The 26,673-nt window shown below is 61.1% G+C and carries 24 protein-coding genes and 1 pseudogene; 18 read left to right on the top strand and 7 right to left on the bottom strand.

The features are described 5' to 3' along the window. Nucleotides 1–114: 114 nt before the first annotated feature. Entirely contained in the window at nucleotides 115–1,653 is a 1,539-nt protein-coding gene (murJ, locus tag ACWHXD_RS03850) for a murein biosynthesis integral membrane protein MurJ (RefSeq protein ID WP_032893640.1), read from the bottom strand. 253 nt (nucleotides 1,654–1,906) lie between these two features. Here murJ and rpsT point away from each other — a divergent pair, with 253 nt between their 5' ends. Together rpsT and ACWHXD_RS03840 are read left to right on the top strand one after the other, a co-directional pair. Continuing rightward, nucleotides 1,907–2,185, top strand: a complete 279-nt coding sequence (gene rpsT, locus ACWHXD_RS03845) for a 30S ribosomal protein S20 (RefSeq protein ID WP_003188401.1) — start codon at nucleotides 1,907–1,909, stop codon at nucleotides 2,183–2,185. 106 nt (nucleotides 2,186–2,291) lie between these two features. Then, nucleotides 2,292–2,381 (top strand): annotated as a pseudogene (locus ACWHXD_RS03840) (outer membrane lipoprotein carrier protein LolA); the annotation flags it as partial. Between the two features lie 69 nt (nucleotides 2,382–2,450). On the opposite strand, the gene ACWHXD_RS03835 reads toward ACWHXD_RS03840, so the two are convergent. Further along, entirely contained in the window at nucleotides 2,451–2,936 is a 486-nt protein-coding gene (locus ACWHXD_RS03835; protein ID WP_003171645.1) for an FKBP-type peptidyl-prolyl cis-trans isomerase, read from the bottom strand. Between ACWHXD_RS03835 and ACWHXD_RS03830 the strand changes: the two genes are divergently transcribed. From ACWHXD_RS03830 to yihG, 3 genes are all read left to right on the top strand, one after another. Next, nucleotides 2,935–3,222 carry a DUF3565 domain-containing protein gene (locus ACWHXD_RS03830; RefSeq protein WP_102666761.1) on the top strand — a complete coding sequence of 96 codons (288 nt, stop codon included), beginning with the start codon at nucleotides 2,935–2,937 and terminating at the stop codon, nucleotides 3,220–3,222. The genes ACWHXD_RS03835 and ACWHXD_RS03830 overlap by 2 nt on opposite strands. Nucleotides 3,223–3,301: 79 nt before the next feature. Further along, the gene (gene pta, locus ACWHXD_RS03825; RefSeq protein WP_138761266.1) at nucleotides 3,302–5,401 is read left to right on the top strand and encodes a phosphate acetyltransferase; all 2,100 of its coding nucleotides are present in this window, start codon (nucleotides 3,302–3,304) and stop codon (nucleotides 5,399–5,401) included. Beyond that, entirely contained in the window at nucleotides 5,402–6,301 is a 900-nt protein-coding gene (gene yihG, locus ACWHXD_RS03820; RefSeq protein ID WP_138761265.1) for a 1-acylglycerol-3-phosphate O-acyltransferase, YihG family, read from the top strand. Between the two features lie 214 nt (nucleotides 6,302–6,515). Here yihG and cysN read toward each other — a convergent pair whose 3' ends face one another. The 3 genes from cysN to ACWHXD_RS03805 form a co-directional block, all read right to left on the bottom strand. Beyond that, complete coding sequence (gene cysN / locus ACWHXD_RS03815; protein WP_003188392.1) at nucleotides 6,516–8,414, bottom strand: sulfate adenylyltransferase subunit CysN; 1,899 nt, start codon at nucleotides 8,412–8,414, stop codon at nucleotides 6,516–6,518. Between the two features lie 9 nt (nucleotides 8,415–8,423). Further along, the gene (gene cysD / locus ACWHXD_RS03810; protein ID WP_016971196.1) at nucleotides 8,424–9,341 is read right to left on the bottom strand and encodes a sulfate adenylyltransferase subunit CysD; all 918 of its coding nucleotides are present in this window, start codon (nucleotides 9,339–9,341) and stop codon (nucleotides 8,424–8,426) included. Nucleotides 9,342–10,044: 703 nt separating this feature from the next. Then, nucleotides 10,045–10,803, bottom strand: coding sequence for a Nif3-like dinuclear metal center hexameric protein (locus ACWHXD_RS03805; RefSeq protein WP_032893642.1), 759 nt, complete (start codon nucleotides 10,801–10,803; stop codon nucleotides 10,045–10,047). A 101-nt stretch (nucleotides 10,804–10,904) separates the two neighbouring features. Here ACWHXD_RS03805 and algW point away from each other — a divergent pair, with 101 nt between their 5' ends. Continuing rightward, complete coding sequence (gene algW, locus ACWHXD_RS03800; protein WP_003188388.1) at nucleotides 10,905–12,065, top strand: Do family serine endopeptidase AlgW; 1,161 nt, start codon at nucleotides 10,905–10,907, stop codon at nucleotides 12,063–12,065. A 112-nt stretch (nucleotides 12,066–12,177) separates the two neighbouring features. Continuing rightward, nucleotides 12,178–14,274, top strand: a complete 2,097-nt coding sequence (locus ACWHXD_RS03795; protein WP_138761264.1) for a TonB-dependent siderophore receptor — start codon at nucleotides 12,178–12,180, stop codon at nucleotides 14,272–14,274. Nucleotides 14,275–14,883: 609 nt separating this feature from the next. Here the strand turns inward: ACWHXD_RS03795 and hemH are convergent. Together hemH and ACWHXD_RS03785 are read right to left on the bottom strand one after the other, a co-directional pair. Continuing rightward, nucleotides 14,884–15,909: a ferrochelatase gene (gene hemH / locus ACWHXD_RS03790; RefSeq protein ID WP_032893644.1), complete on the bottom strand. Its 1,026-nt coding sequence runs from the start codon at nucleotides 15,907–15,909 to the stop codon at nucleotides 14,884–14,886. Between the two features lie 14 nt (nucleotides 15,910–15,923). After that, nucleotides 15,924–16,823: a TIGR01777 family oxidoreductase gene (locus ACWHXD_RS03785; protein ID WP_138761263.1), complete on the bottom strand. Its 900-nt coding sequence runs from the start codon at nucleotides 16,821–16,823 to the stop codon at nucleotides 15,924–15,926. Nucleotides 16,824–17,035: 212 nt separating this feature from the next. On the opposite strand from ACWHXD_RS03785, the gene ACWHXD_RS03780 reads away from it, so the two are divergent. The 11 genes from ACWHXD_RS03780 (at nucleotide 17,036) to ACWHXD_RS03730 (ending at nucleotide 26,668) form a co-directional block, all read left to right on the top strand. Beyond that, nucleotides 17,036–18,022: an NAD(P)/FAD-dependent oxidoreductase gene (locus tag ACWHXD_RS03780; protein ID WP_014716849.1), complete on the top strand. Its 987-nt coding sequence runs from the start codon at nucleotides 17,036–17,038 to the stop codon at nucleotides 18,020–18,022. Continuing rightward, nucleotides 18,019–18,234, top strand: a complete 216-nt coding sequence (locus ACWHXD_RS03775; protein ID WP_032893646.1) for a TIGR02450 family Trp-rich protein — start codon at nucleotides 18,019–18,021, stop codon at nucleotides 18,232–18,234. Before ACWHXD_RS03780 ends, ACWHXD_RS03775 begins: the two co-directional genes overlap by 4 nt. A gap of 112 nt (nucleotides 18,235–18,346) precedes the next feature. Next, nucleotides 18,347–19,306 carry a YbgA family protein gene (locus ACWHXD_RS03770; RefSeq protein WP_032893647.1) on the top strand — a complete coding sequence of 320 codons (960 nt, stop codon included), beginning with the start codon at nucleotides 18,347–18,349 and terminating at the stop codon, nucleotides 19,304–19,306. Nucleotides 19,307–19,309: 3 nt separating this feature from the next. After that, a complete protein-coding gene (locus ACWHXD_RS03765) occupies nucleotides 19,310–20,239 on the top strand; it encodes a MerR family transcriptional regulator (protein WP_098949619.1) in 930 nt (309 codons plus the stop codon). Then, entirely contained in the window at nucleotides 20,240–21,682 is a 1,443-nt protein-coding gene (phrB, locus tag ACWHXD_RS03760; protein WP_098949620.1) for a deoxyribodipyrimidine photo-lyase, read from the top strand. It abuts the gene before it with no gap. Beyond that, on the top strand, nucleotides 21,675–22,097 hold the full coding sequence (locus tag ACWHXD_RS03755) for a nuclear transport factor 2 family protein (protein WP_098949621.1): 423 nt from the start codon (nucleotides 21,675–21,677) through the stop codon (nucleotides 22,095–22,097). Before phrB ends, ACWHXD_RS03755 begins: the two co-directional genes overlap by 8 nt. Next, on the top strand, nucleotides 22,094–22,876 hold the full coding sequence (locus ACWHXD_RS03750) for an SDR family NAD(P)-dependent oxidoreductase (protein ID WP_032893651.1): 783 nt from the start codon (nucleotides 22,094–22,096) through the stop codon (nucleotides 22,874–22,876). Before ACWHXD_RS03755 ends, ACWHXD_RS03750 begins: the two co-directional genes overlap by 4 nt. Further along, nucleotides 22,873–24,120 carry an NAD(P)/FAD-dependent oxidoreductase gene (locus ACWHXD_RS03745; protein WP_138761262.1) on the top strand — a complete coding sequence of 416 codons (1,248 nt, stop codon included), beginning with the start codon at nucleotides 22,873–22,875 and terminating at the stop codon, nucleotides 24,118–24,120. The genes ACWHXD_RS03750 and ACWHXD_RS03745 overlap by 4 nt, the downstream gene beginning before the upstream one ends. Then, nucleotides 24,117–24,926, top strand: a complete 810-nt coding sequence (locus ACWHXD_RS03740; RefSeq protein ID WP_138761261.1) for a DUF1365 domain-containing protein — start codon at nucleotides 24,117–24,119, stop codon at nucleotides 24,924–24,926. Before ACWHXD_RS03745 ends, ACWHXD_RS03740 begins: the two co-directional genes overlap by 4 nt. After that, nucleotides 24,913–26,184 (top strand): SAM-dependent methyltransferase, encoded by a 1,272-nt coding sequence (locus ACWHXD_RS03735; RefSeq protein WP_020302482.1) that lies wholly within the window; start codon nucleotides 24,913–24,915, stop codon nucleotides 26,182–26,184. The genes ACWHXD_RS03740 and ACWHXD_RS03735 overlap by 14 nt, the downstream gene beginning before the upstream one ends. Further along, nucleotides 26,177–26,668 (top strand): DUF2878 domain-containing protein, encoded by a 492-nt coding sequence (locus ACWHXD_RS03730; RefSeq protein ID WP_138761260.1) that lies wholly within the window; start codon nucleotides 26,177–26,179, stop codon nucleotides 26,666–26,668. The genes ACWHXD_RS03735 and ACWHXD_RS03730 overlap by 8 nt, the downstream gene beginning before the upstream one ends. Nucleotides 26,669–26,673 lie beyond the last annotated feature (5 nt).

Here is a 26,673-nt window from a genome sequence, read left to right as displayed (position 1 = left end):
GCTTCTTGCTCATAAAGTGGTCGATTATAACCACACCCAGCCCCGGACGACAGGCAACAGCGCAGGCCAAATGGGTCGAATCGATAAAACAATCGTTTTATCGCGGCAAACTCGCTATCCCAACGACTTGCGATTGAAATCGCGCAGGCGAAAACCCTGCAACAGCAACATCCCGAAGTACACCACCACGCCCGCCACGACCAATACACCCAGGCGCATGAAGCGCTCCAGCATATTGCCTTGGCCCCAGGCCGGCATGATGTGCATCAGGCCAAACAGCACAACCGACATCGCGGCGACCGCCACCAGCAGCTTGAGCGCAAACACGCCCCAGCCTGGCTGTGGTTGATACATCTGTTGTTTACGCAATTGGTAAAACAGCAGGCCTGCGTTTATGCATGCACCTGCGCTGATCGCCAAGGCCAGGCCGGCGTGGGCCAGCGGGCCGATAAACACCAGGTTGAGCAATTGCGTCACGACCAGGGTAAAAATCGCGATTTTCACCGGGGTGCGGATGTTTTGCTGGGCGTAGAAGCCCGGCGCCAGCACCTTGATCACGATAATGCCGAGCAGGCCGACAGAGTAGGCGACCAGCGCATGCTGGGTCATCAAGGCGTCATGGGCGTCGAACTGCCCGTACTGAAACAGCGAGACCGTCAACGGTTCGGCGAGGATGCCCAGCGCCAGGGCGCACGGCAGCACCAGCAAAAAGCACAGGCGCAGGCCCCAATCGAGGATGCGCGAATATTCCTGGCGATCCTTGCTGGCGTAGGTACGCGCCAGGGTCGGCAGCAGGATAGTGCCCAACGCCACACCCAGCACACCGGATGGCAATTCCATCAGGCGGTCGGCGTAGTACATCCACGACACCGAGCCGGATACCAGCAACGAGGCGAACGCGGTGTTGATGATCAGGGAGATCTGGCTGACCGACACCCCGAGAATCGCCGGTAGCATGTTGCGCATGACGCGCCACACGCCAGTGTCCTTGAGGTTCAGGCGCGGCAGTACGAGCATGCCGATTTTTTTCAGGTGGGGCAGTTGGTACAGCAACTGTGCCAGGCCGCCGGCCAGCACCGCCCAGCCCAGGGCCATGACGGGCGGGTCGAAGTACGGTGTGAGGAACAGCGCAAAAATAATCATGCTGACGTTCAGCAAGGTCGGCACGAAGGCCGGCACCGAGAACCGGTTCCAGGTATTGAGGATCGCGCCGGCCAGGGACGACAGGGAGATCAGCAATATATAAGGAAAGGTCACGCGCAGCAGATCAGTGGTGAGCGCGAACTTTTCCGGCGTATTGGCAAAACCAGGCGCCGTGGCCCAGATCACCCAGGGCGCGGCGAGCATTCCCACGATGGTTACCAGCATCAGCACCAGGGTCAGCAAACCCGAGACGTAGGCGATGAACGTACGAGTCGCCTCCTCGCCATGCTGGGTCTTGTATTCGGCCAGGATCGGCACGAACGCCTGGGAAAATGCGCCTTCGGCGAAGATCCGCCGCAACAGGTTGGGCAGTTTAAAGGCAATAAAGAACGCATCCGTGGCCATGCTGGCGCCAAAGATGCGGGCCAGCAGGGTGTCACGCACGAACCCCAAAACCCGGGAAATCATCGTGATAGAGCTGACGGCAGCCAACGATTTGAGCAGATTCATTGAAAGAGTTTGCGCCTATAGATAAAGAGCAGGCGAACTACGCGCCCACTTATGCGATACTGCGCGCCTGCAACAGCACAGAGCCAAAGCTCGCGAGTTTACAGGTCAAGCGCCGGAAATAAATCACCCGCCTCTTCAGATCGACCACTCAGCAGTTCGCATCAGCCGCCCTTGACAACCCGTCAAGTCATCGGCATGATTCGCGGCCTATTTTGTTTGCTATTTCCTAAAAAGTCTTTCGAGGAGCTCGACGGTGGCCAACACACCTTCCGCCAAAAAACGTGCAAAACAGGCTGAGAAGCGTCGCAGCCACAACGCCAGCCTGCGTTCCATGGTTCGCACCTACATCAAGAATGTAGTCAAAGCCATCGACACCAAAGACGCTGAAAAAGCTCAAGCAGCTTACGTTCTGGCTGTGCCTGTTATCGACCGTATGGCCGATAAAGGCATCATCCACAAGAACAAGGCCGCTCGCCATAAGAGCCGCCTGAATGGCCACATCAAGGCTCTGAGCGTTCCTGCTGCAGCCTAAGTGGTAACAACTGCAACGCAGCTCAGGCTGTGTAACAGTTAAGAAATGCCCCGCACCGAAAGGTCCGGGGCATTTTTGTGTGCGCCGGAAAACTGTAGGAGCGAGCTTGCTCGCGAAGATCGTTAACGATGACGCGGGAAGCCTGGCGCCCAGCGGGGTTCTCAGGTTTTTCGCGAGCAAGCTCGCTCCTACAGTGAGTTCAGGGCAAAAAAAAACGCCCCGAACCAGTCGGGGCGTTCTTGCTACCACTTGATCAAAACATCAATCAATGGTGATGACCGCCTTCACCGTGGACGTGGCCGTGAGCCACTTCTTCCTGGGAAGCGTCGCGGATGGCCACGATCTTCACTTGGAAGTTCAGGCGCTGGCCAGCCAGAGGGTGGTTGCCGTCAACGGTAACGTCGTCGCCGTCCAGGTCGCGGATGGTGACGATCTGCATTTGACCGTCCGGCGCGGAAGCGTGGAACTGCATGCCCACTTCCAGCTCATCAACACCTTCGAACATGCTGCGGCTCAAGGTGCTGACCAGTTCGGCGGAGTATTCGCCGTAGGCATCTTCAGGTTCTACGGCGACAGTCAGTTCGTCACCGACGGCCTTGCCTTCCAGAGCCTTTTCCAGGCCCGGGATGATGTTGCCTGCGCCTTGCAGGTAAACCAGCGGCGCGCCGCCGGCGGAGCTGTCGATGACCTCACCAGCGTCGTTGGTCAGGGTATAGTCGATGGAGACAGCCTTGTTAGCGGCGATCGTCATGGGGCGAGACCTTTTGCATAAGAATGAAGAACGGACAAGTCTAAACAAGGATTTGCCCGAAAGCGAACGGAACCCGGACGGACGGGGCCGATCAACGGTCACGATCACAGGTTTTCATCAGGACGACGATGGGCACTGGGTGGCCGAGCTGTCTTGCGGCCACACCCAGCACCTGCGCCACCAGCCGCCCTGGCAGTCACGCGCCTGGGTGCTCGACCCCGCGCAACGCCTTGAAAAAATAGGCCAGGCCTTTGCGTGCGGCTGGTGTGCGCAAGGGCACGAATAACGATAACCTTGGCGCCTGATTCGCGGTAGGCACTCACCCATAGAGCGCCACCCAAGCCATGCACCTCCAGAGAATTCGCATGCAGACTTTTTTTATCGCGCCCACCGATTTTGGTGTGGGTCTGACCTCCATCAGCCTTGGGCTGGTGCGTACCCTGGAACGGGCCGGCCTGAAAGTCGGCTTTTTCAAACCCATCGCTCAGCCACACCCGGGCGATACCGGGCCGGAACGCTCCACCGAGCTGGTGGCACGCACCCACGGCCTGAAACCGCCGCAGCCGCTTGGCCTGGCTCACGTAGAGCGCATGCTCGGCGACGGCCAGCTCGATGAGCTGCTCGAAGAGATCATTACCCTTTACCAACAGGCAGCCGTAGGCAAAGACGTGCTGATCGTCGAAGGCATGGTGCCGACCCGCAGCGCCAGCTATGCGGCACGGGTCAACCTGCACCTGGCCAAGAGCCTGGACGCGGAAGTGATCCTGGTCTCGGCCCCGGAAAACGAAGTGCTCACCGAGCTTTCCGGCCGCGTGGAATTGCAGGCCCAACTGTTTGGTGGCCCCAAAGACCCGAAAGTGCTGGGCGTGATCCTCAACAAGGTACGCACCGACGAAAGCATGGAAGCCTTCTCGGCGCGCCTCAAAGAGCATTCGCCGCTGTTGCGCAGCGGTGATTTCCGCCTGCTCGGCTGCATCCCCTACCAACCCGAGCTGAATGCCCCGCGCACCCGCGACGTGGCCGACTTGATGGGCGCGCAGATCCTCAACGCCGGTGACTACGAAAGCCGGCGCATGACCAAGATCATCATTTGCGCGCGCACCATGCGTAACACCGTCGAGCTGCTCAAGCCCGGCGTGTTGGTGGTGACCCCCGGCGATCGCGACGACATCATCCTCGCCGTCAGCCTGGCCGCCATCAATGGCGTGCCGCTGGCCGGGCTGCTGCTGACCAGCGACACCCTGCCCGACCCGCGCATCATGGATCTGTGCCGAGGCGCCTTCCAGGCCGGGTTGCCGGTGTTGTCGGTGAGCACGGGCTCCTATGACACCGCCAACCAGCTCAATAGCCTCAACAAGGAAATCCCCATCGATGACCGCGAGCGCGCGGAAATCATCACCGATTTCGTCGCCAGCCACCTCGATGCGCGCTGGCTGCACCAGCGTTGCGGCACGCCACGGGAGATGCGCCTGTCGCCGGCGGTGTTCCGTTACCAACTGATCCAACGTGCCCAGGCCGCCAACAAACGTATCGTGCTGCCCGAAGGCAGTGAGCCGCTGACCGTACAGGCCGCCTCGATCTGCCAGGCACGCGGCATTGCCCGTTGCGTGCTGCTGGCCAAGCCTGCGGATGTGGAAGCCGTTGCCCGTGCCCAGGGCATCGACCTGCCCGAAGGCCTGGAGATTCTCGACCCCGACCTGATTCGCCAACGCTACGTGGAGCCGATGGTCGCCCTGCGCAAGAGCAAAAGCCTCAACGCGCCCATGGCCGAGCAACAGCTGGAAGACACCGTGGTGATCGCCACCATGATGCTCGCCCTCGACGAAGTGGATGGCCTGGTCTCCGGCGTGATTCACTCCACCGCCAACACCATTCGCCCCGCGTTACAGTTGATCAAGACCGCGCCGGGCTGCACCTTGGTGTCGTCGGTGTTCTTCATGCTGTTCCCCGAGCAGGTGCTGGTGTACGGCGACTGCGTGATGAACCCGCACCCAAGCGCTGCAGAACTGGCAGAGATCGCCCTGCAAAGCGCCGACTCGGCAGCCGCGTTCGGCATCACGCCACGGGTGGCGATGATCAGCTATTCCAGCGGTGACTCGGCCAGCGGCGAGGAAGTGGAAAAAGTCCGCGAAGCCACCCTGCTCGCCCACGAACAACAAAGCTCGCTGCTGATCGACGGCCCGTTGCAATACGACGCCGCCGCCAACGAAAACGTCGCCCGGCAACTGGCGCCCAACAGCCAGGTGGCAGGCAAGGCCACCGTGTTTGTGTTCCCGGACCTGAACACTGGCAACACTACTCACAAAGCCGTACAACGCAGCGCCGATTGCGTGAGCCTGGGGCCAATGCTCCAGGGCCTGCGCAAGCCGGTCAATGACCTGCCACGTGGCGCCCAGGTGGACGACATCGTGTACACCATCGCCCTGACGGCGATCCAAGCCGCCAACCGACCCATGGATATCTAAATGCTGGATTTTCTACCTGCCGCCGTGCGCGGGGTGATCGCTTCGCTGTTGCTGGCGCTGAACACGATCCTGCTGTGTTCGTTCCTGTTTATCGTGGCGCTGTTCAAGGCGCTGCCGTTTGCCAAGCGCCTGAGCGAATGGCTGATGAACCACACCCACGAAGCCTGGGTCACCAACAACAAGGGCTGGATGAACCTGGTGCGGCGTACGCGCTGGCACCTGACCGGCCTTGAGGGCCTGGACTACCAGCACTCGTACCTGGTGACCAGTAACCATCAGAGCTGGGTCGACATCATGGTGTTGCAGTACGTGCTCAATCGGCGCATTCGCCCGCTGAAGTTCTTCCTCAAGCAAGAGCTGATCTGGGTACCGGTGATTGGCCTGGCGTGGTGGGCACTGGGCTTTCCCTTCATGAAGCGCTACAGCAAGGCTTATTTGGAGAAGCACCCGGAGAAGAAAGGCAAAGACCTGGAAACCACGCGCAAGACCTGCGCGAAGTTTCGCGACAACCCCGTGGGGATTTTCAACTTTGCCGAAGGCACGCGCTTTACGCCGGGCAAGCATGCGCAGCAGCAGTCACCGTTTCGCTACCTGCTTAAACCCAAGGCGGGCGGTATTGCGTTTGTGCTGGACGCCATGGGTGAGCAGCTCAAATCACTGGTGAATGTGACCATCCACTACCCCGGCGGGCGCCCAGGTTATTGGGATCTGCTGTGCGGCAATGTGAAGGACGTGGTGGTGCACTTTGAAGAAGTACAGATCCCGGCTGAGTTCATCGGCAAGAATTATGAGCAGGATGGGGACTATCGATTGGCGTTCCAGGGCTGGATCAACCGGTTGTGGCAAGACAAGGATGCGTTGCTGGAGCAACTGCACAAAGACTTTCCGGCCAGCCGCTGATCAACATGGGGAGCAGGCTTGCCTTAATATCACTCTGTAGGAGCGAGCTTGCTCGCGAAAAACTCATAGGCGCCGCGTTTATCCAGGAAGCACACGTAATCGTTGACGTTTTTCGCGAGCAAGCTCGCTCCTACAGAAAGCAATAGCCAGGCCTCAAGCATGTAAAAGCCCGCCACCGAGTGATCGATGGCGGGCTTTTTAATGGCCGCAAGGTTTAGATCGCGCCGCGCTGACGCAACAGCTCCAGCACTTGCTTGACGCTGTCTTCCAGCGACAATGCCTGAGTGTCGATCACCAGGTCGGCATTCAACGGCACGTCATACGGGAAAGATTCGCCAGGGATGTTATCCCCACCGGCCGCGTACAACCCTTGCGGGTCACGCTCGGCGCACACCAACGGCGATGCCTGTACGTAGACGGTCAGCAGGCGGTCGGCACCGATCAGCGCCTTGGCCTGTTCACGGCCTTCGGCATCCGGGGCAACGAAGGCCGCCAGGGTCAGCAGGCCGGCTTCGTTGAACTGGCGCGCCACATGAGCGGCACGACGCCAGTTCTCGGTACGCCCGGCACGGTCCTGCGGCAACCCTTTGTTCAGGTCGTGGCGCAGGTTCTGGCCGTCCAGTACGAACACCGCACGGCCCATGTCGAACAGCTTGCGCTCGACCGCATAGGCCAGGGTGCTCTTGCCAGCGCCCGACAAACCGCTGAACAACACCGTGGCCGGCTGCTGGCCGAAACGCAGGGCGCGCTCTTCGGTGGCCACATGCGCCAGGCTGCCGTGCTGCGCTGCGCCGCCATGCCCCACCGGCGGTGCGATGATCATACCCGCGGCCACTGTACCGTTGGTCAAGCGATCGATCACGATAAACGCGCCGGTGGTGCGGTTGCTGTCGTAACCGTCCAGGGCGATGGCGGCGTCCAGGCTGACCTTGACCCGGCCAATCTCGTTGAGCTGCAGCGAACTCGCCGGGCCTTCGGCCAGGGTGTTCACATCCACGCGGTGCACGATGCTGGTGATGGAACCCGGCACGTAGCTGGTGGCGCGTTTGATGTCGTATTTCTTGCCCGGCAGCATCGGTTCTTCGGCCATCCACACCAGCATGGCGTCGAAGGCGTCGGTCACTTGCGGCACGTTGTCGGCATGCACCAGCAGGTCGCCACGGGAGATGTCGATCTCGTCTTCCATGGTCAAGGTCACGGCCTGGCCTGGGCCTGCGTGTTCCAGCTCACCTTCAAAGGTGACGATGGATTTGACGCGGCTGCTTTTGCCCGACGGCAACACCACCACTTCGTCGCCCTTGTGCACGATACCGCTCGCCAGGGTGCCGGCAAACCCACGGAAGTTCAGGTTCGGGCGGTTGACGTACTGCACCGGGAAACGCAGGTCGGTGTAGTTACGGTCGTTGGCAATCTCGACAGTCTCCAAGATCTCCATCAGCGACTGGCCGGTGTACCAGGGCGAACGCTCGCTCTTGTTCACCACGTTGTCGCCCTTGAGCGCCGACATCGGCACGAAGGCCAGGGTGCTCGGCTTGAACGCGATACCTTCGGCGAACTTCAGGTAATCGGCCTTGATCGACTCGAATACGCTTTGATCAAAGCCGTTGATGTCCATCTTGTTGATGGCCACCACGATGTGTTTGATGCCCAGCAACGAGGCGATGTAGCTGTGGCGACGGGTCTGGGTCTGCACGCCGTAGCGGGCGTCGATCAGGATGATCGCCAGGTCACAGGTGGACGCACCGGTGGCCATGTTGCGGGTGTACTGCTCATGGCCGGGGGTGTCGGCGATGATGAATTTGCGCTTGGCGGTGGAGAAATAGCGGTAGGCGACATCGATGGTGATGCCCTGCTCACGCTCGGCCTGCAGGCCATCGACCAGCAACGCCAGGTCGATATCGTCACCGGTGGTGCCGGACTTTTTCGAGTCGCGGGTAATGGCTTCCAGGTGATCCTCGTAGATCATCTTGGAGTCGTGCAGCAGGCGCCCGATCAGGGTGCTCTTGCCGTCGTCGACGTTGCCGCAGGTCAGGAAGCGCAACATTTCTTTGCGCTCGTGCTGGCCCAGGTAGGCGAGGATGTCCTCGCTGATCAAATCAGATTGATGCGACATGACAGCCCCTTAGAAATAGCCTTGACGTTTTTTATCTTCCATCGAGCCTGCACCATCGTGGTCGATGACACGGCCCTGGCGCTCGGAAGTTCGCGTCAGGAGCATTTCCTGAATGATGTCCGTCAGCGTCTCGGCTTCGGACTCCACCGCACCCGTCAACGGGTAGCAGCCAAGGGTGCGGAAACGTACTTTCTTTTTGACAATGCGGGCTTTGTCTTCGTCGGACAGGTGCTCGAGGATGCGGTCGTCGTCGATCATGATCAACGTGCCGTTCTTCTCGATCACCTCACGCTCGGCGGCGAAATACAGCGGCACGATCGGGATGCCTTCCAGGTAGATGTACTGCCAGATGTCCAGCTCGGTCCAGTTGGACAGCGGGAACACGCGGATCGACTCGCCCTTGTTGACGTTGCCGTTGTAGACGTTCCACAGCTCGGGGCGTTGGTTTTTTGGATCCCAGCGGTGTTTGCTGTCGCGGAACGAGTACACGCGCTCTTTGGCACGGGATTTCTCTTCATCGCGACGGGCACCGCCGAATGCGGCGTCGAAACCATGCTTGTCCAGCGCCTGCTTGAGGCCCTCGGTCTTCATGATATCGGTGTGCTTGGCGCTGCCGTGGGTGAACGGGTTGATGTTCTGCGCCACGCCATCGGGGTTGATGTGGGTGATGAGGTCCAGGCCCAGCTCCTCGACCATCTTGTCGCGGAACTTGTACATTTCCTGGAATTTCCAGCGGGTGTCGACGTGCATCACCGGGAACGGCAGCTTGCCTGGGAAGAAGGCCTTGCGTGCCAGGTGCAGCATCACGGCGGAGTCTTTACCGATCGAGTAGAGCATCACCGGGTTATCGAACTCGGCGGCGACCTCGCGGATGATGTGGATGCTTTCCGCCTCCAGCTGTTTCAGATGCGTCAGTTTGTCGACCATGGTTACTCACGGAAAAACGATCTTATGGACGGCCAGCGGGCCGTGTTCGAGCGAGGCATGCTAGCACAGCAACTTCTTCTATTTAGGGCACCAGCTAGACCGAAACGATATATGAATATGCCGGCCGGTTTGGGCTTCAATCTGGGCAGTGTGGGAGCTGGCTTGCCTGCGAAAGCCGTACTGTGGCGAGGGAGCTTGCTCCCGCGACGGACTGATAGCCGAGGCTGATCTAGCTGACGCGCCGCGATCCAAATGTGGGAGCTGGCTTGCCTGCGAAGACGGCCTAACAGTCAACACAGTTGGACCGGGTACATATCCGTTATTTAGGTAACGGCCACCTAGGGTTCCGCCCTGACGGCGGGTCACTTTTGGAAAAGAGCCCCAAAAGTAACCAAAAGGGCTCTTGCCCCACCACTCGGCACCTCGCTTAGGCTCGGTGTGCCCGAACACAGGCTTGAATCCGTGGGCCGCCGCCACGCGCCATCCATGGCGCGGGGCGGCTAACCCGGCGTCCTGCCGGGTTACCCACGAATTCAAGCCTGCGTTCGGCCAGCGTGGTTTAACGGGGCGCCTGAGATCAAGATCAAAAGCAGATCAAGATCAAGAGCGGCTCGCTTCGCATCGTGGTTACCGTTGATCGAGTTGTGTGGAGACCTACGATTCTCGCAGGCAAGCCACACCCCACCGTGTTCAGCGCTGTGCTTTAGATCGGGTTGGGGCAGTCGATGAACAGGTGCTCCAGGGCAAAGCGGCGCGCCAGGTAGTCGCCTAACGCCTGCACGCCATAACGTTCGGTGGCGTGATGGCCGGCGGCGATGAAGCTGATGTTGTTTTCCCGGGCGCTGTGGAAGGTCTGTTCGGACGCTTCACCGCTCAGGTACAAATCGACACCGGCGGCAATCGCCTGGTCGATGTAGCCCTGGCCGCCACCGGTACACCAGCCGACGCGGCGAATCATTTCGCTGCCTTCGATCAGCAGCGGTTCGCGGCCCATCACGTCCTGCACGCGGCGGGCGAAGTCGCGGGGTGACAGGGGCTCGGCCAGGGAGCCTACCAGGCCGACGACTTTGGGGTTGCCAGGGTCCAGCGGGCCTTCGACGGTGATGTCCAGGTGGCGAGCCAGTTGCACGTTGTTGCCGACATCGGCGTGCAGGTCCAGGGGCAAATGGTAGGCCAGAAGGCTGATGTCATGCTTGAGCAGGGTTTTGAGACGGCGTTGCTTCATGCCGGTGATGCAGGGGTTTTCGCCCTTCCAGAAGTAACCGTGGTGCACCAGCACCAGGTCGGCCTTGGCTTCGACGGCGGCGTCCAGCAGGGCTTGGCTGGCGGTCACGCCACTGACGATGCGCATCACTTGGGGCCGGCCCTCGACCTGCAGGCCGTTGGGGCAGTAATCGGCAATTTTGGCGCTGCCGAGGTAGCGGTCGGCTTCCTCGACGAGGGTAGTAAGGGGCACGGCCATAAAAGACTCCTAAATATCCCGTTCGCAGGCGTCACAGCCTCGTATAATGCGCGACATTATGGGCGCTCTCCCGCCCCCTGCAACCTGTCAGGACTTACTTGATGCTCAAGGCACTGCGTTTTTTTGGATGGCCATTGTTGGCTGGCGTGCTGATCGCGATGCTGATTATCCAGCGTTATCCCCAGTGGGTGGGCCTGCCCACACTGGATGTGAACCTGCAACAGGCACCGCAGACCAACACGGTGGTGCAGGGCCCGGTGACCTATGCCGACGCCGTGGTCATTGCCGCGCCGGCGGTGGTCAACCTGTACACCACCAAGGTCATCAACAAACCCGCGCATCCGTTGTTTGAAGACCCGCAATTTCGCCGCTATTTCGGTGACAACGGCCCCAAGCAGCGCCGTATGGAATCCAGCCTCGGCTCCGGTGTGATCATGAGCCCTGAAGGCTACATCCTCACCAACAACCACGTGACCACTGGCGCCGACCAGATCGTAGTGGCCCTGCGTGACGGCCGCGAAACCCTGGCCCGCGTGGTGGGCAGCGACCCGGAAACGGATCTGGCGGTACTCAAAATTGATCTGAAGAACCTGCCGGCCATCACCCTCGGCCGCTCCGACGGTTTGCGCGTGGGCGATGTGGCGCTGGCCATCGGCAACCCGTTCGGGGTGGGCCAGACGGTGACCATGGGCATCATCAGCGCCACCGGGCGCAACCAGCTGGGCCTTAACAGCTACGAAGATTTCATCCAGACCGACGCGGCGATCAACCCTGGCAACTCCGGCGGTGCGCTGGTGGACGCCAATGGCAACCTGACCGGCATCAACACCGCGATTTTTTCCAAGTCCGGCGGTTCACAGGGCATTGGTTTTGCGATCCCGGTGAAGCTGGCGATGGAAGTGATGAAGTCGATCATCGAACACGGCCAGGTGATTCGTGGCTGGCTGGGCATTGAAGTACAGCCCTTGACCAAGGAACTGGCAGAGTCATTTGGCCTGACCGGGCGCCCAGGCATCGTGGTAGCGGGGATTTTCCGCGACGGCCCGGCGCAGAAAGCCGGCCTGCAGCTGGGCGATGTGATCCTCAGCATCGACGGCGCGCCAGCGGGTGATGGGCGCAAGTCGATGAACCAGGTGGCGCGGATCAAGCCGACCGACAAGGTGGCTATCCTGGTGATGCGCAACGGCAAGGAGATCAAACTGTCGGCAGAAATCGGCCTGCGCCCACCACCGGCGACCGCGCCGGTGAAAGAAGAGCAATAACCGTCGCGACCCAAGCGCCCGTTCGCGGGCGCTTGTAAGGCCATATTTCTTAGCAATTCATTCTCATTAGTCATGTTATATTGTTTCAATATCGCTATTGGAACGCTCTATCATGTCGTCTCGAAAGTTTGTGCCCTTGGCCGGCCTGGCCCTGGGTTTGCTGCTCGACCCTGCCTACGCCGAAGAAAACACCCTGGAACTGGACACCATCAGCGTCACCTCCGACGCCTATGAATCCGCCACCGGCCCAGTCGACGGCTACCGTGCCACCCGCTCTGCCAGTGCGACCAAGACCGACACGGCTTTGCGCGACATCCCACAATCCATCAGCGTGATTCCGGCCACGGTGCTCAAGGACTTGGGCAGTACCAGCGTGGAGCGCGCCCTGGAATTTGCCGGCGGTGTGTCCAAGCAAAACAACTTCGGCGGCCTGACCCTCTACGAATACAGCGTGCGCGGCTTCACCACGTCCGAGTTCTACCAGGATGGTTTCAGCGCCAACCGTGGTTACCCCAGCACCCCGGACGCAGCGAATATCGAGCGTATCGAAGTGCTCAAGGGCCCCGCCGCCAGCCTCTATGGGCGTGGCGATCCCGGCGGCACGGTGAATATCGTCACCAAGAAACCCCAGCCCGAGGCCTTCACCACGCTGCAGACCAGCGCCGGCAGTTGGGACCGCTACCGCACCGCGCTGGATGTGAATACGCCGCTGGACAGCGAGGGGCGCGTGCTGACGCGAGTGAATCTGGCCGTTGAAGACAACCACAGCTTTCGCGATCACGTCGACGCCAAGCGCGTGTTCGTCGCGCCCTCTTTCAGTTGGCAGTTAGACCCGGACACCACCCTGCTGGTGGAAAGCGAGTTCGTGCGCCACAGTTCCACCTTCGACCGAGGCATCGTCGCCAATACCGGCATGTCCCATTCCACCTTCCTCGGCGAGCCCAACGACGGCAATATCCGCAACCACAACAACCGCATTCAGGCGGCATTGGAACACCACCTCAACGACGCCTGGAAACTGCGCCTGGCCAGCCATTACAAGCAAGGTAGCCTGTGGGGCGATGCTTCGGAAAATCGCGCATTGAATACCAACGGTCACACCATCGACCGCCGCTACCGGGAACGCTCCACAGGTTGGCACGACAGCATCACCCAACTTGAACTCAGAGGCTTGTTCGATATTGGCACTTGGCAGCACGAATTGCTGGTGGGCGCTGAATATGAGGATTACCGCAAAAAAGAACGCGTCACCACCATTGGCGGCAGTCGTTACCCCATCGATATTTACAACCCCGTCTACGGCCAGCCTAAACCCAATGGTGAGCGCTCCGGCACCGACTTCTTCGAACAAACCAAAAGCCACGCACTGAACCTGCAGGACCAGATCATCTTCACCGACCGCCTGCGCGGCATGATCGGTGCGCGCTTCGAGCACTTCGAACAAAGCACCGACGACTTCACCCGCAACCACGTCAAGAGCCGTCAAACCCACGACGCCTTCACACAACGCGCCGGCCTGCTCTACCAGCTCACGCCAGAAGTCGGCGTATTTGCCAACGCCTCCACCTCGTTCAAGCCCAATAGCGGCCTGGATGCCGGCGGCAAGTCCTTCAAGCCCGAAGAAGGCGTGGGTTACGAGGTGGGAATCAAAAGCGAGCTGTTTGACGACCGCCTCAGCGCCACGCTTGCGGCTTTTCATATCGAAAAGGAAAACGTACTCACCCTGGACCCGGCGACCAACCTCAACCGCGCCATGGGCAAGGCCCGCAGCCAGGGGTTCGACCTGCAAGTAACCGGGCAAGTAACCGACGCCGTGCGCGTGATCGGCGCCTTGGCCTACATCGACGCCGAAGTGACCAAGGGCGACAAAACCATTCCTACGGGCAGCCGCATCCTCGGCGTGGCCAAGCGCAGCGGCAGTGTGTTGGGCGTGTATGAATTCCAGGACGGCGCATTGCGTGGCTCAGACCTGGGCGCAGCGTTCACCTATGTGGGTGACCGCTCAGGCGAAGCCGGCACAGGCTTCGAACTGCCCGCCTACCACACCGTGGATTTGCTGGCCCATTACAAGGCCACGCAGAACGTGACGGTGGGGCTGAACCTCAACAACCTGTTCAATGAAAAGTATTACGAGCGGTCTTATAGCAACTATTGGGTCAACCCCGGCGAGCCGCGCAACTTCACGGTTAGCCTGACCCTTAATCTGTAGATACAGTCAAATTGGGGGAGCTGGCTTGCCTGCGATGACCATAGATATCGACACAACGCTGTCGCAATCAACGGTAACCACGATGCGAAGCGAGCCGCTCTTGATCTTGATCTGCTTTTGATCTCAGGCGCCCCGTCAAACCACGCTGGCCGAACGCAGGCTTGAATTCGTGGGTAACCCGGCAGGACGCCGGGTTAGCCGCCCCGCGCCATGGATGGCGCGTGGCGGCGGCCCACGGATTCAAGCCTGCGTTCGGGCACACCGAGCCTAGGCGAGGTGCCGAGTGGTGGGGCGAGGACCTTTTGGTTACTTTTGGGTCCTTCCAAAAGTGACCCGCTGTCAGAGCGGAACCCTAAGCAGCCGTTACCGCAGCAATGGATATGTACACAATCCAACTGTGTTGACTGCCAGGCCGCCTTCGCGAGCAAGCCCGCTCCCACAGTAGGATCGTTGGGGTGTCAGGTAGCTGGGCGTCGGCTGTCAGGCCGCCATCGCAGGCAAGCCAGCTCCCACGGTTGGATCGTTGGGGTGCCAGGTAGATGGGCGTCGGCTGGCAGGCCGCCATCGCAGGCAAGCCAGCTCCCACAGTTGGCTCACCCCAGGCCTCGATTACAAGGCAACCGGCGCCCGTTCGCACAGGGTATTAAGCGCCGCCGCCCACTGCGGCTCATCATTCAGGCAAGGCACCAACACCAACTCCTCGCCCCCCGCTTCACGAAATTGCTCACGACCGCGATCACCAATTTCCTCCAACGTCTCAATGCAATCGGCGACAAACGCCGGGCACATCACCAACAGCTTCTTCACGCCTTGCTGGGCCAACGCCTCAAGGCGCGCCTCGGTGTAGGGTTCGATCCACTTGGCCCGCCCCAGGCGAGACTGGAACGCCACCGACCATTTACCCTCCGGCAAACCCAACCGCGCGGCCACGTCCCGCGCCACGCTGAAACACTGCGCGCGATAACAAGTGGCAAGCACCTCGGGGGATGCATTCTTACAGCAATCGGCGTCCTTGAAGCAGTGCTGGCCCGTGGGGTCGAGCTTGGTCAGGTGACGCTCAGGCAAACCATGGAAACTGAGCAGCAAGTGATCGTAATCCTGCTCCACATAAGCGCGCACACTCGCCGCCAGCGCATCCAGGTACTCAGGCTGATCGTAGAACGGTTGCAGGATCGAAAACTGCACATTCAGTCGTTTGTCGCGCACCACTCGCTTGGCTTCCTCTATCACCGTGGTCACGGTGCTGTCGGCAAACTGCGGGTACAACGGCGCCAATGTGATTTTTTGAATACCCTGGGCGGCCAGGCGTGTCAGGGCCGTTTCCAGGGACGGCTCGCCATAACGCATCGCCAGTTCCACCGGGCCCTGGGTCCACTGCGCGGTCATTTGCTGTTGCAGGCGGCGGCTTAAAACCACCAGCGGCGAACCCTCGTCCCACCAGATCGACGCATAGGCATGGGCCGATTGCTCGGGGCGCTTGATCAGGATCAGCGACACCAGCAGGCGCCGCACCGGCCACGGCAGGTCGATCACATAAGGGTCCATCAGGAACTGATTGAGGTAGCTGCGCACATCGGCCACTGAAGTGGACTTTGGCGAACCCAGGTTGACCAGTAACAACGCGTGATCGGTCATGCAACATCCTATCTTTAGAGGCGGCTGGACAAGTCGTCCAGAGCCGCACGCAACTCAGTGAACTGGAAAGTGAAACCTGCGGCCTGCAGCCGTTCAGGCAAAGCCTTTTGCCCGCCCAGCAACAAGCCGGACAACTCACCCAGGCCAACCTTCAACGCAAATGCCGGCATCGGCATGAACGCCGGGCGGTGCAGCACCTGGCCCAGGGTCTTGGCAAATTCGCGGTTGCGCACCGGGTGTGGCGCGCAGGCATTATAAGGACCGTTGGCGTCTTGCTTGTGCAGAAGAAAATCAATCAGGGCGATTTGATCCCTGATATGCACCCAGGGCATCCACTGCCGCCCGTTGCCAATCGGCCCGCCCAGCGCCAGTTTGAACGGCAGCAGCAGGCGCGACAAAAAGCCGCCCTCGGCAGACAGCACCAACCCCGTACGCACCAGCACCACACGAATGCCCAAGGCTTCGGCACGCTGGGCGGTTTCCTCCCAGGCGATACACAACTGGCTGGGGAAATCATCCTGCACCGGGCCGCTGGCTTCGGTCAGTTCGCGCTCGCCGCCGTCGCCGTACCAGCCCACCGCAGAACCGGAGATCAGCACCGCCGGTTTTTGCTCCAGGCTTTCCATCCAGGCCAGCAAGGTTTCGGTGAGGTGAATGCGACTGTTCCACAGCAATGCCTTGCGCTTGTGGGTCCAAGGCCGGTCGGCGATAGGCGCGCCTGCCAGGTTGACTACCGCGTCCACCGCGCCAATCACCTCTTGCAAACGCGCCACCCCGAGCACCTGTGCACCACACAGCTGGGCGACCGTTTCCGGTTGCCGGCTCCATACGGTCAGGCGATGCCCTTGTGCGAGCCAGTGCTTGCAGAGTTGGCGACCGATCAAGCCAGTACCGCCGGTCAGCAAAATATGCATGGGACTCTCCTCATGTAACGTTCGCCGCCGCTCACTGGTCTATTTTATAAGCAGGGATCAATTTGATATTTGAGCGTGACGGGGGTTTAAGCCTTAGCTTAACCATAGGTCACGCCACACAATCAGGCACGCCAAAACTTATACCAAAAAACAATATTGTACAGCTATTGGTGTCGGCGTAGTCTGTACCCAACGGTAAAACGAGGCCTCCCATGACTGTCCCCATCGCGATCATTGGTACCGGCATCGCCGGTCTCTCCGCCGCCCGAGCGTTACAAGACGCCGGGCACGCAGTACAACTTTTCGATAAAAGCCGCGGCAGCGGTGGCCGCATGTCCAGCAAGCGCAGCGACGCCGGCGCGCTGGACATGGGCGCGCAATACTTCACCGCCCGCGACCGGCGCTTCGTCAACGAAGTGCAGCGCTGGCAGAGCAACGGCTGGGCCGAGCAATGGAAGCCGCAGTTGTATAACTTCAAGTCCGGGCAACTGACGCCCTCCCCCGATGAGCAGATCCGCTGGGTGGGCACGCCGCGCATGAGCGCCATCACCCGCGCACTGCTCGACGACTTGCCAGTGGAGTTCGGTTGCCGCATCACCGAAGTCTTCCAGGGCACGCAGCACTGGAACCTGCTCGACGCGGACGGCGGCAATCACGGCCCTTTCAGTCACGTGATCATTGCCACGCCGGCTCCGCAAGCCACCGCCCTGCTGGCCGCTGCGCCCAAGCTGGCGAGCGCCGCCGCCGGGGTGAAAATGGACCCGACCTGGGCCATCGCCCTGGCATTCGACAAGCCCCTGGATACGCCGATGGAGGGCTGCTTCGTGCAAGACAGCCCCCTCGACTGGCTGGCGCGCAACCGCAGTAAACCCGGGCGCGACACCACCCTCGACACCTGGGTACTGCACGCCACCAGCGCCTGGAGCAAGGCCCACCTGGACCTGCCCAAGGAAGCAGTGATCGAACACCTGCACGGCGCCTTTGCCGAATTGCTGCACAGCGCCATGCCCGCGCCGTCATTCAGCCTGGCGCATCGCTGGCTCTACGCACGCCCCTCCAGCAGCCATGAGTTCGGTGTGCTGGCCGACGCCGACCTGGGCTTGTTCGTCTGCGGCGACTGGTGCCTCTCCGGTCGGGTGGAAGGTGCCTGGCTCAGTGGCCAGGAAGCAGCGCGACGCTTGATCGAGCACCTGCAATGAACCGCATCAACCCCGCCAAACTGCTGCTGTCAAAATGGACGGCAGCCCATCCTCGCCACAAGGAAAAACACTTTCTGGTCACCGAGTTGTTCCGTGACGACGAGGGCACAGTGCTGGACATCGAACTGCAGGCCATTCTCACCCGGCGCGCCGAACGCCTGCCCTGGGAGACGTTGAAAAACGCTGAAGACTGGAAAATCGGCTGGAAATAACGCATCCGCACAAACCTGTACAAATTATTTGACTTGTACAACATCGGGCCTATGATGAGATTTAGTTGTACAAGCTTTGTGGCTTGTACAGGATTCTTGCAGAGGTTTGCTTATGTCCAGCCACGTGAAACCGAAGATCGCCATCAGCGCCTGCCTTCTGGGTGAGAACGTGCGCTTCAACGGCGGGCATAAGCAGTCCTTGCTGTGCAGCCAGACCCTCAGTGACTATTTCGATTTTGTCCCACTGTGCCCTGAAGTTGCCATCGGCCTGGGCATTCCTCGGCAAGCAATCCGCCTGGTCGGTGACCCCGACCATCCGCAGGCCGTGGGCAGCGTAAACCCTGCGCTCAATGTCACGCAGCCACTGGACGACTACGGCCAGCAAATGGCCCGGGAACACACCGACCTGTGCGGCTACATCTTCATGCAGAAGTCACCGTCCTGCGGCCTGGAGCGGGTCAAGGTGTACCGCGACAACGGCACGCCCGTTGACGGTGGCGGGCGCGGCATTTACGCCCAGGCGTTTTGTGCTCGCCACCCCAACCTGCCGGTGGAAGAAGACGGTCGCCTGAACGACCCGGTGCTGCGGGAAAACTTCCTTACCCGCGTATTCGTGTACGCCAGTTGGCAGCAACTGCTGGCCGACGGCCTCACCCGTCACCGCTTGCTGACGTTTCACTCGCGCTACAAGTACCTGCTGATGGCCCACAGCCCGGCACATTACAAAAGCCTGGGCCACTTGCTCGGCAGCATGGGCAAGGGCATTGACCTGCAAGCGTTGGCCGACGGCTATTTCAGCGAACTGATGGCGGGCCTGAAAAAATGCGCGACGCGCGGCACCCATACCAATGTGCTGCAACACATCAGTGGCTACCTCAAGCAGGCCATCAGTGCCGATGACAAACAGGAAATGCAGACCGTTATCGGCCAATACCGCCACGGCATCGTGCCGCTGGTGGTGCCGCTGACCCTGCTCAAGCACCACTTTCGCCAACACCCGGACCGCTACATCGCGCAGCAGGCCTACCTGCAACCGCACCCGGAAAACCTCAGCCTGCGTAATGCGATCTAACCCATGAAACCTGCCCTGCTCGACGAACCCGGCGAAGACCTCGCCCTGGCCCTGGAAAACGGCTGGTTGCCGATCCGCGAAGTGGCGCGCCAGACCGGCGTGAACGCGGTGACGCTGCGTGCATGGGAGCGCCGCTATGGCCTCATCGTGCCCCAGCGCACACCCAAAGGGCATCGGTTGTTCAGCGCCGAACATGTGCAACGCATCCAGGCCATCCTCACCTGGCTCAATCGCGGCGTGCCGGTCAGCCAGGTCAAGGGGCTGATCGACTCCGCCCAAGGCAACCCGGAGCCGATGGAAAACGAGTGGCAGAGCCTGCGCCAGCACTTGGTGAGTGCCATCAGTGAACTGGCCGAGCGCCGGGTCGATGACGCGTTCAACCAGGCCATGGCGCTCTACCCGCCGCGCACCTTGTGCGAGCAATTGATGCTGCCGCTGCTCAACGAGCTGGAACAGCGCTGGCAGGGCCAGTTCGGCGCGCAGATGGAGCGGGTGTTTTTCCTGTCCTGGTTGCGCAGCAAGTTCGGCGCACGGATCTATCACAACAATCGTCAACTCCACGGCGCGCCGCTGTTGCTGGTCAATCATTCCGACCTGCCCCTGGAACCGCACCTGTGGCTCAGCGCCTGGCTGGCCAGCAGTGCCGATTGCCCGGTGGAAGTGTTCGATTGGCCGCTGCCGGTCGGCGAACTCGCCCTGGCGGTGGAACACCTGCAACCGCGTGCGGTGCTGCTGTATTCGAGCAAGGCCCTGCAGGTGCCGGCACTCAGCAAACTGTTGGGCGGCATTAGTTGCCCAACCGTGATTGCCGGACCAACGGTGTGCATCCACCACGCCGAGTTGGGCGTATTAACCCAGGACATCCCTGAGTTGTCCGTGGCCGAGGACCTGTTGTCAGCCCATCAATTATTGATCCAGCGTGGAATTGTCTAAATGCATCTGATCTGGCTGCGCACCGACTTGCGCCTGCACGACAACACTGCCCTGGCTGCCGCGTGCCAGCGCGGCCCCGTCGCGGCTGTTTACCTGATCACGCCCGAGCAATGGCAGGCCCACGATGACGCGCCGTGCAAAGTCGACTTCTGGCTGCGCAACTTGCAGCACCTGAGCCAGGCGCTGGGCAACCTCAACATCCCGCTGTTAATCCGCCACGCTGCGACCTGGGACCAGGCGCCGACGGTGCTGAGTCAACTGTGCCGCGAGCTGTCGGTGGAGTCGGTACACGTCAACGAGGAATACGGCATTCACGAGAGCCGCCGCGACAGCGCCGTGGCCCAGGCCCTGGAAGCGGACGGTGTGACCTTCCACAGCTACCTGGACCAACTGTTTTTCCAGCCGGGCAGCGTGCTGACCAAGACCGGCACCTACTTCCAGGTGTTCAGCCAGTTCCGCAAGGTCTGCTACAGCCGCCTGCACAGCGCCCTGCCCCGCGTGGTGCCGACGCCAAAAGCCCAGGCCGAACTTGGCGTGAAGAGCGACCCTGTGCCGACAGCAGTCGAAGGGTTCCCGACACCCAGCGAAACCTTGCGTGCCCTCTGGCCAGCGGGTGAAGACGAAGCGCGCCGTCGCCTCGATGCCTTCGCCGATCAGCAGATCAGCTATTACAAGGATGAACGCGACTTCCCGGCCAAGCCCGGCACCAGTCAGCTTTCTGCCTACCTGGCCGCCGGTGTGGTTTCGCCGCGCCAGTGCTTGCACGCCGCGCTGCAAACCAACCAGGGCGAGTTCGAAAGCGGCGACATCGGCGCCATCACCTGGATCAACGAGCTGCTGTGGCGCGAGTTCTATAAACACATTCTGGTGGGCTACCCTCGGGTTTCCCGCCACCGCGCGTTTCGCCCCGAAACCGAAGCGCTGGCCTGGCGCAAGGCGCCCGAGGACCTGGCCGCCTGGCAACAGGCGCGCACCGGTTTGCCGATCATCGACGCGGCCATGCGCCAACTGCTGGAAACCGGCTGGATGCATAACCGCCTGCGCATGGTGGTGGCGATGTTCCTGACAAAGAACCTGCTGATCGACTGGCGCGAAGGTGAGCGCTTCTTTATGCGCCACCTGATCGACGGCGACCTGGCAGCCAACAACGGCGGCTGGCAGTGGAGCTCGTCCACCGGCACCGACTCGGCGCCGTATTTCCGGATATTCAGCCCACTGAGCCAATCGGAAAAATTCGACGGCGACGGCGTGTTCATCAAACGCTGGCTCCCGGAGCTGGCCGCACTGAATAAAAAACAAGTGCACAACCCCGAAGCGGCTGGCGGCCTGCTCGGCGTGGCAGATTACCCGCGTGCCATCGTCGATTTGAAACAGTCCCGCGAGCGCGCCTTGGCCGCTTTTCGCCGGCTGCCTTCGCGACAGGAGATGGCCGAACATGAGTGACTTCCTGCGCCAGTTCGCCCACACCTTCGCCACACTGGACAAGCACAACCTGCACCTGCTTGGCAGCCTGTACAGCGAGGACATCGCCTTTGCCGATCCCCTGCATGAAGTCCAGGGCCTGCCCGCATTGCGGCGCTACTTTGCCGACTTGTACAGCAACGTCAGCCAGCTGGATTTTGACTTCCACGGCTTCGATGCAGTGGCCGAAGGCGAAGGCTACCTGCGCTGGACTATGCGTTTTCGTCACCCACGCCTGGCCGGCGGCCAGGTGATCGAGGTGCCAGGCTGTTCCCATTTGATGTGGCACGACACGGTTTACCGCCATCGCGACTATTTCGATGCCGGCGCCCTGCTCTATGAACATGTCCCCCTACTGGGTCGCGTTATTCGTTGGCTGAAAAGGAGAATGGGATGAGCCTTACACCGCCCCGTCGTTACTGGCTGACCGGCGCCAGCAGTGGTATCGGTGCCGCGCTGGCCGTGGAGTTGCTCGACAGCGGCGCCCACGTGGCCCTCAGTTCCCGCACCCAAGGCCCACTGGATGCCCTCGCCCTTCGTTATCCAGGCCAGGTGCTGGTGGTGGCCGGCGACCTGACCAACAGCCAGACCGTGCGCGAGATCGGTGAGCGTATCAGCGAGGTCTGGGGTTCACTGGACACCGTGATCCTCAACGCCGGCACTTGCGAATACGTGGACGCCCGGCAATTTGACGCCTCGATCATCGAGCACGTGGTGCGCACCAACCTGCTGGCCAGCAGTTATTGCATCGAGGCCGCGCTGCCGCTGTTGCGCGCCGGGCGTACCCCGCATCTGGTGGGCGTGGCCAGCGCCGTGACCTACCTGCCCATGCCCCGCGCCGAAGCCTACGGCGCGTCCAAGGCCGGCCTGCGTTACTTGTTCGAATCCCTGCGTATCGGCCTGTCGCCGGAAAACATCGACGTCACCGTGATCAGCCCGGGCTTTGTCGACACGCCGCTGACCGAACGCAATGATTTCCCCATGCCCTTGAGCTGGCCGGCCGACAAAGCGGCGAAACACATCTTCGCCAAGCTGGAAAAACGCCCGCTGGAAATCGCCTTTCCGGCCATGTTCATTGCCACCTTGTGGCCGCTGTCGAAGCTGCCCAACCGCGCGCAACTGATCATCGGCAAACGCATGCTGCGCAGCCCGCCACCGAAGAAGGACGACCTGTGAAGATCGCCATTATCGGCAGCGGCATCGCCGGGCTGACCAGCGCCTACCTGCTCAGCCGTCGCCACGACATTACGCTGTTCGAGGCCAGTGACTGCATTGGCGGGCATACCCATACGGCCAACGTGACGGTCGACGGCAAAAGCTATGCGGTGGACACGGGTTTCATTGTGTTCAACGACTGGACCTACCCGAACTTCATCCGCCTGCTGGAGCAAATCGGGGTCAAGTTCAAACCCACCGAGATGAGCTTTTCGGTGTGCGACCAAAGCACCGGCTTTGAGTACAACGGCAACAACCTCAACAGCCTGTTTGCCCAGCGCCGCAATATTCTGTCGCCGGGGTTCTGGGGCATGCTGCGCGATATCCTGCGCTTCAATCGCCAGGCGCCGCTGGACTTGCAGGAGCAGCGCATCAGCGCCGACATGACCCTGGGCGATTACCTCACCGCTGGCGGCTATGGCCCCAGGTTTATCCGGCATTACATCGTGCCGATGGGCGCGGCCATCTGGTCGATGTCCCTGGCCGATATGCTCAAGTTCCCCCTGCAATTTTTTGTGCGTTTCTTCAAGAACCACGGCTTGCTCTCGGTGAGCAACCGTCCGCAATGGTGCGTGATCGAAGGCGGCTCCAGCCGTTATATCGAGCCGCTGACCCGCAGCTTTCGCGAACAGATACGGCTCAATTGCCCTGTGCATAAGGTGCAACGCACCGACGAGGGTGTGGTTATCCACAGCCCGGCCGGCAGCGAAACCTTTGATCGCGTGATATTCGCCTGCCACAGCGATCAGGCCCTAGCCTTGCTCGATGACCCCAGCCAGGCCGAACAGCAGATCCTCGGTGCCCTGCCCTACGCCGCCAACGACGTGGTGCTGCACACCGACACGCGCCTGCTGCCCGACCGCAAACTGGCCTGGGCCAGTTGGAACTACCGGCTGGCAGGCAACACGCAACAACAGGCCGCCGTCACCTATGACATGAACATCCTGCAAGGCATCGACAGCGCCACCACCTTTTGCGTCAGCCTCAACCAGACGCCGATGATCAACCCGCTGAAGATCCTGGCGCGCTACACCTACGCCCATCCGCAATACAGCCTGGCCGCAGTGGCGGCGCAGGCACGCTGGGAAGAATTGAACGGCGTGCGCAATACCTTTTACTGCGGGGCCTACTGGGCCAACGGCTTTCACGAAGACGGCGTGGTCAGTGCCCTGCGTGTGGCCCAGGTTTTTGGGGAAACCCTGTGAACAGCGCCCTGTACAGCGGCTGGATCGCCCATCGGCGGTTTACGCCCAAGGCCCACGCCTTTCGCTACCGCATCGGCCTGTTGTACCTGGACCTCAGCGAAGAGGATGAAGTACTGGGGCTCTCGCCGCTGGCCGGCACGGGGCGCCTGGCGCCCTTCGGTTTCCGCCAGCAGGATTACCTGCGTGAATTCACGCGCCACGGCATGAGCCTGAGCGATGCCGTGCGCCACGCAGTCGGCAAGGCCCTGGGGCAAACACCCCAGGGCGCTATCTGCCTGCTGACCCAGGCCCGCAGTTGGGGCCTGGCTTTTAACCCGGTGAGTTTCTTCTACTGCTTCGAGGCTGACGGGCAACTGGCCGCGATCCTGTGTGAAGTGACCAACACCCCATGGCGCGAGCGCTATCACTACGTGCTGCCCGCCCAGGCACTGGGCGCCGACGAGCACCAGCACTTCGCCGTGGCCAAGGCCTTCCATGTGTCGCCATTTTTGCCTCGCGACCTGGAATACCGCATGAGTTTCAGCCCGCCCGCCGCCCGGCTCGGCGTGCATATGGCCAATTGGCAGGGCACGCAAAAAGTCTTCGACGCCACCTTGAGCCTGGAAAAACAGGCACTGAGCCGGGCCAGCCTGCATCGCTATTTGTGGCGCTTTCCCTGGATGACCGCCAAGACCGGCCTTGCGATCTACTGGCAAGCCTTGCGCCTGCTGCTCAAACGCACACCGATTTTTTCCCATCAGGCCGCCGATGGCGCCTCTCGCACCGCAGTCGGGTATACCAAGGATCGCCACCATGAAATCCCCTAGCTTATCGGTCAAGGCTAACCGCCTGAACGTCAACGGCATGACCGCTGCGCTGTTGCGCAAAGGCGTGTTGCGCCAGCTCAGCCAATTGCGCCATGGCCAGTTGGTGATCATCGAGGATGGCGAGCGGCAAGTCTTCGGCGCACGGGAAGCGCACCTGCTGGGCGAGATCCAGATTCTCGACGCGGCGGTTTGGGGCCTGGTGGCCGCCAATGGCTCGATCGGCGCTGGCGAAGCGTTTATCCATGGTTATTGGACCAGCCCCGACCTCACCGCCGTGGTGCGGGTGATGGTCAGCAATCTGGAGGTGCTCGACGCCATGGAGGGTGGCCTCGCTCGCTTGGCCCGGCCGTTCACCCAGGGCCTGCACTGGCTCAACCGCAACACGCGCAAAGGCTCGCAAAAAAATATCGCCGCCCATTACGACCTGGGCAACGACCTGTTCGAAGAATTTCTCGACCCCACCATGATGTACTCGGCGGCGCAGTTCCTCACGCCTGATGACACCCTTGAGCAAGCCCAACTGAACAAGTTGGCGCGCATCTGCCAGAAACTGGCGCTCAAGCCCAGCGACCATCTGCTGGAGATCGGCACCGGCTGGGGCAGCATGGCGTTGTATGCCGCGCAGCACTACGGTTGCCGGGTCACCACTACGACCTTGTCCAAGGAACAGTTCGCCTACACCGCGCAGCGTATTGAGGCGCTGGGCCTGCAAGACCAAGTGACGGTGCTGCTGAGCGATTATCGCGACCTCACCGGTGAGTACGACAAACTGGTGTCGATCGAAATGATTGAAGCGGTGGGCCATCGTTTCCTGCCCACCTATTTCAAACAATGTGCCCAGTTGCTCAAGCCCGACGGCTTGATGCTGCTGCAAGCCATCACCATTCGTGAACAGCGCTTTGAACAGGCCAAGCGTAGCGTCGACTTTATCCAGCGCTACATCTTCCCTGGCGGCGCGCTGCCCTGTGTACAAAACATGCTGCAGATCGTCAGCCGCGACACCGACATGAACCTGTTGCACATGGAAGACTTCGGCCTGCACTACGCCCGCACCTTGCGCCTGTGGCATGAAAATTTTCGCCGCGCCCATGGCCGTCTTGCGGAACTGGGTTATGACGAATACTTCCTGCGCCTGTGGGAGTTTTACCTGTGTTACTGCGAAGGCGGCTTTATGGAGCGCACCATCGGCACCGCGCAATTGCTGCTGGCCAAACCGGCGGCCATCAATCCACCGCTGCTCGGGCGTTTCAGTGCTTAAATCCTTGGCCAATGCCGTGCTGTTTCAGTGCGGCTGGTTTGCCTGCGTGCTCGGCGGCGACAGCCGTTGGCTGCTGATCGGCATCGCGGCGCTGGGCGCGCACCTGCTGTGGATAAGTTCCTGGGCCAGGGAGGGGCGAGTGATTCTGGCCGTAACGGCGCTGGGCACACTGGTCGATACGGCATTGCGTGGGCTTGGCGTGTTTGAGTTCAATACGCCGGGGCCACTGATTCCGCTGTGGCTGATACTGTTATGGGCCTTGCTGGCCACCACCTTGCGCCATTGCCTGGCCTGGAGCGCACAGCCCTGGTGGCTGGCCAGCCTGCTAGGCGCGGTGGGCGGGCCGTTGTCTTATTACGCCGGCAGCCAATTGGCGGGTGTGAGTTTTGGGTACGCCACCATCCCAACACTGATCGGCCTGGCGCTGTTATGGGCCATGCTCTTTCCGCTGTTGCACAGGATTGCGCAGAGGCTGGAGCATTGACGCCC

Source organism: Pseudomonas fjordensis (assembly GCF_976987115.1).
The sequence above is the reverse complement of the archived record's forward strand: the minus strand, read 5'-3'. Positions and strand labels throughout refer to the sequence as shown.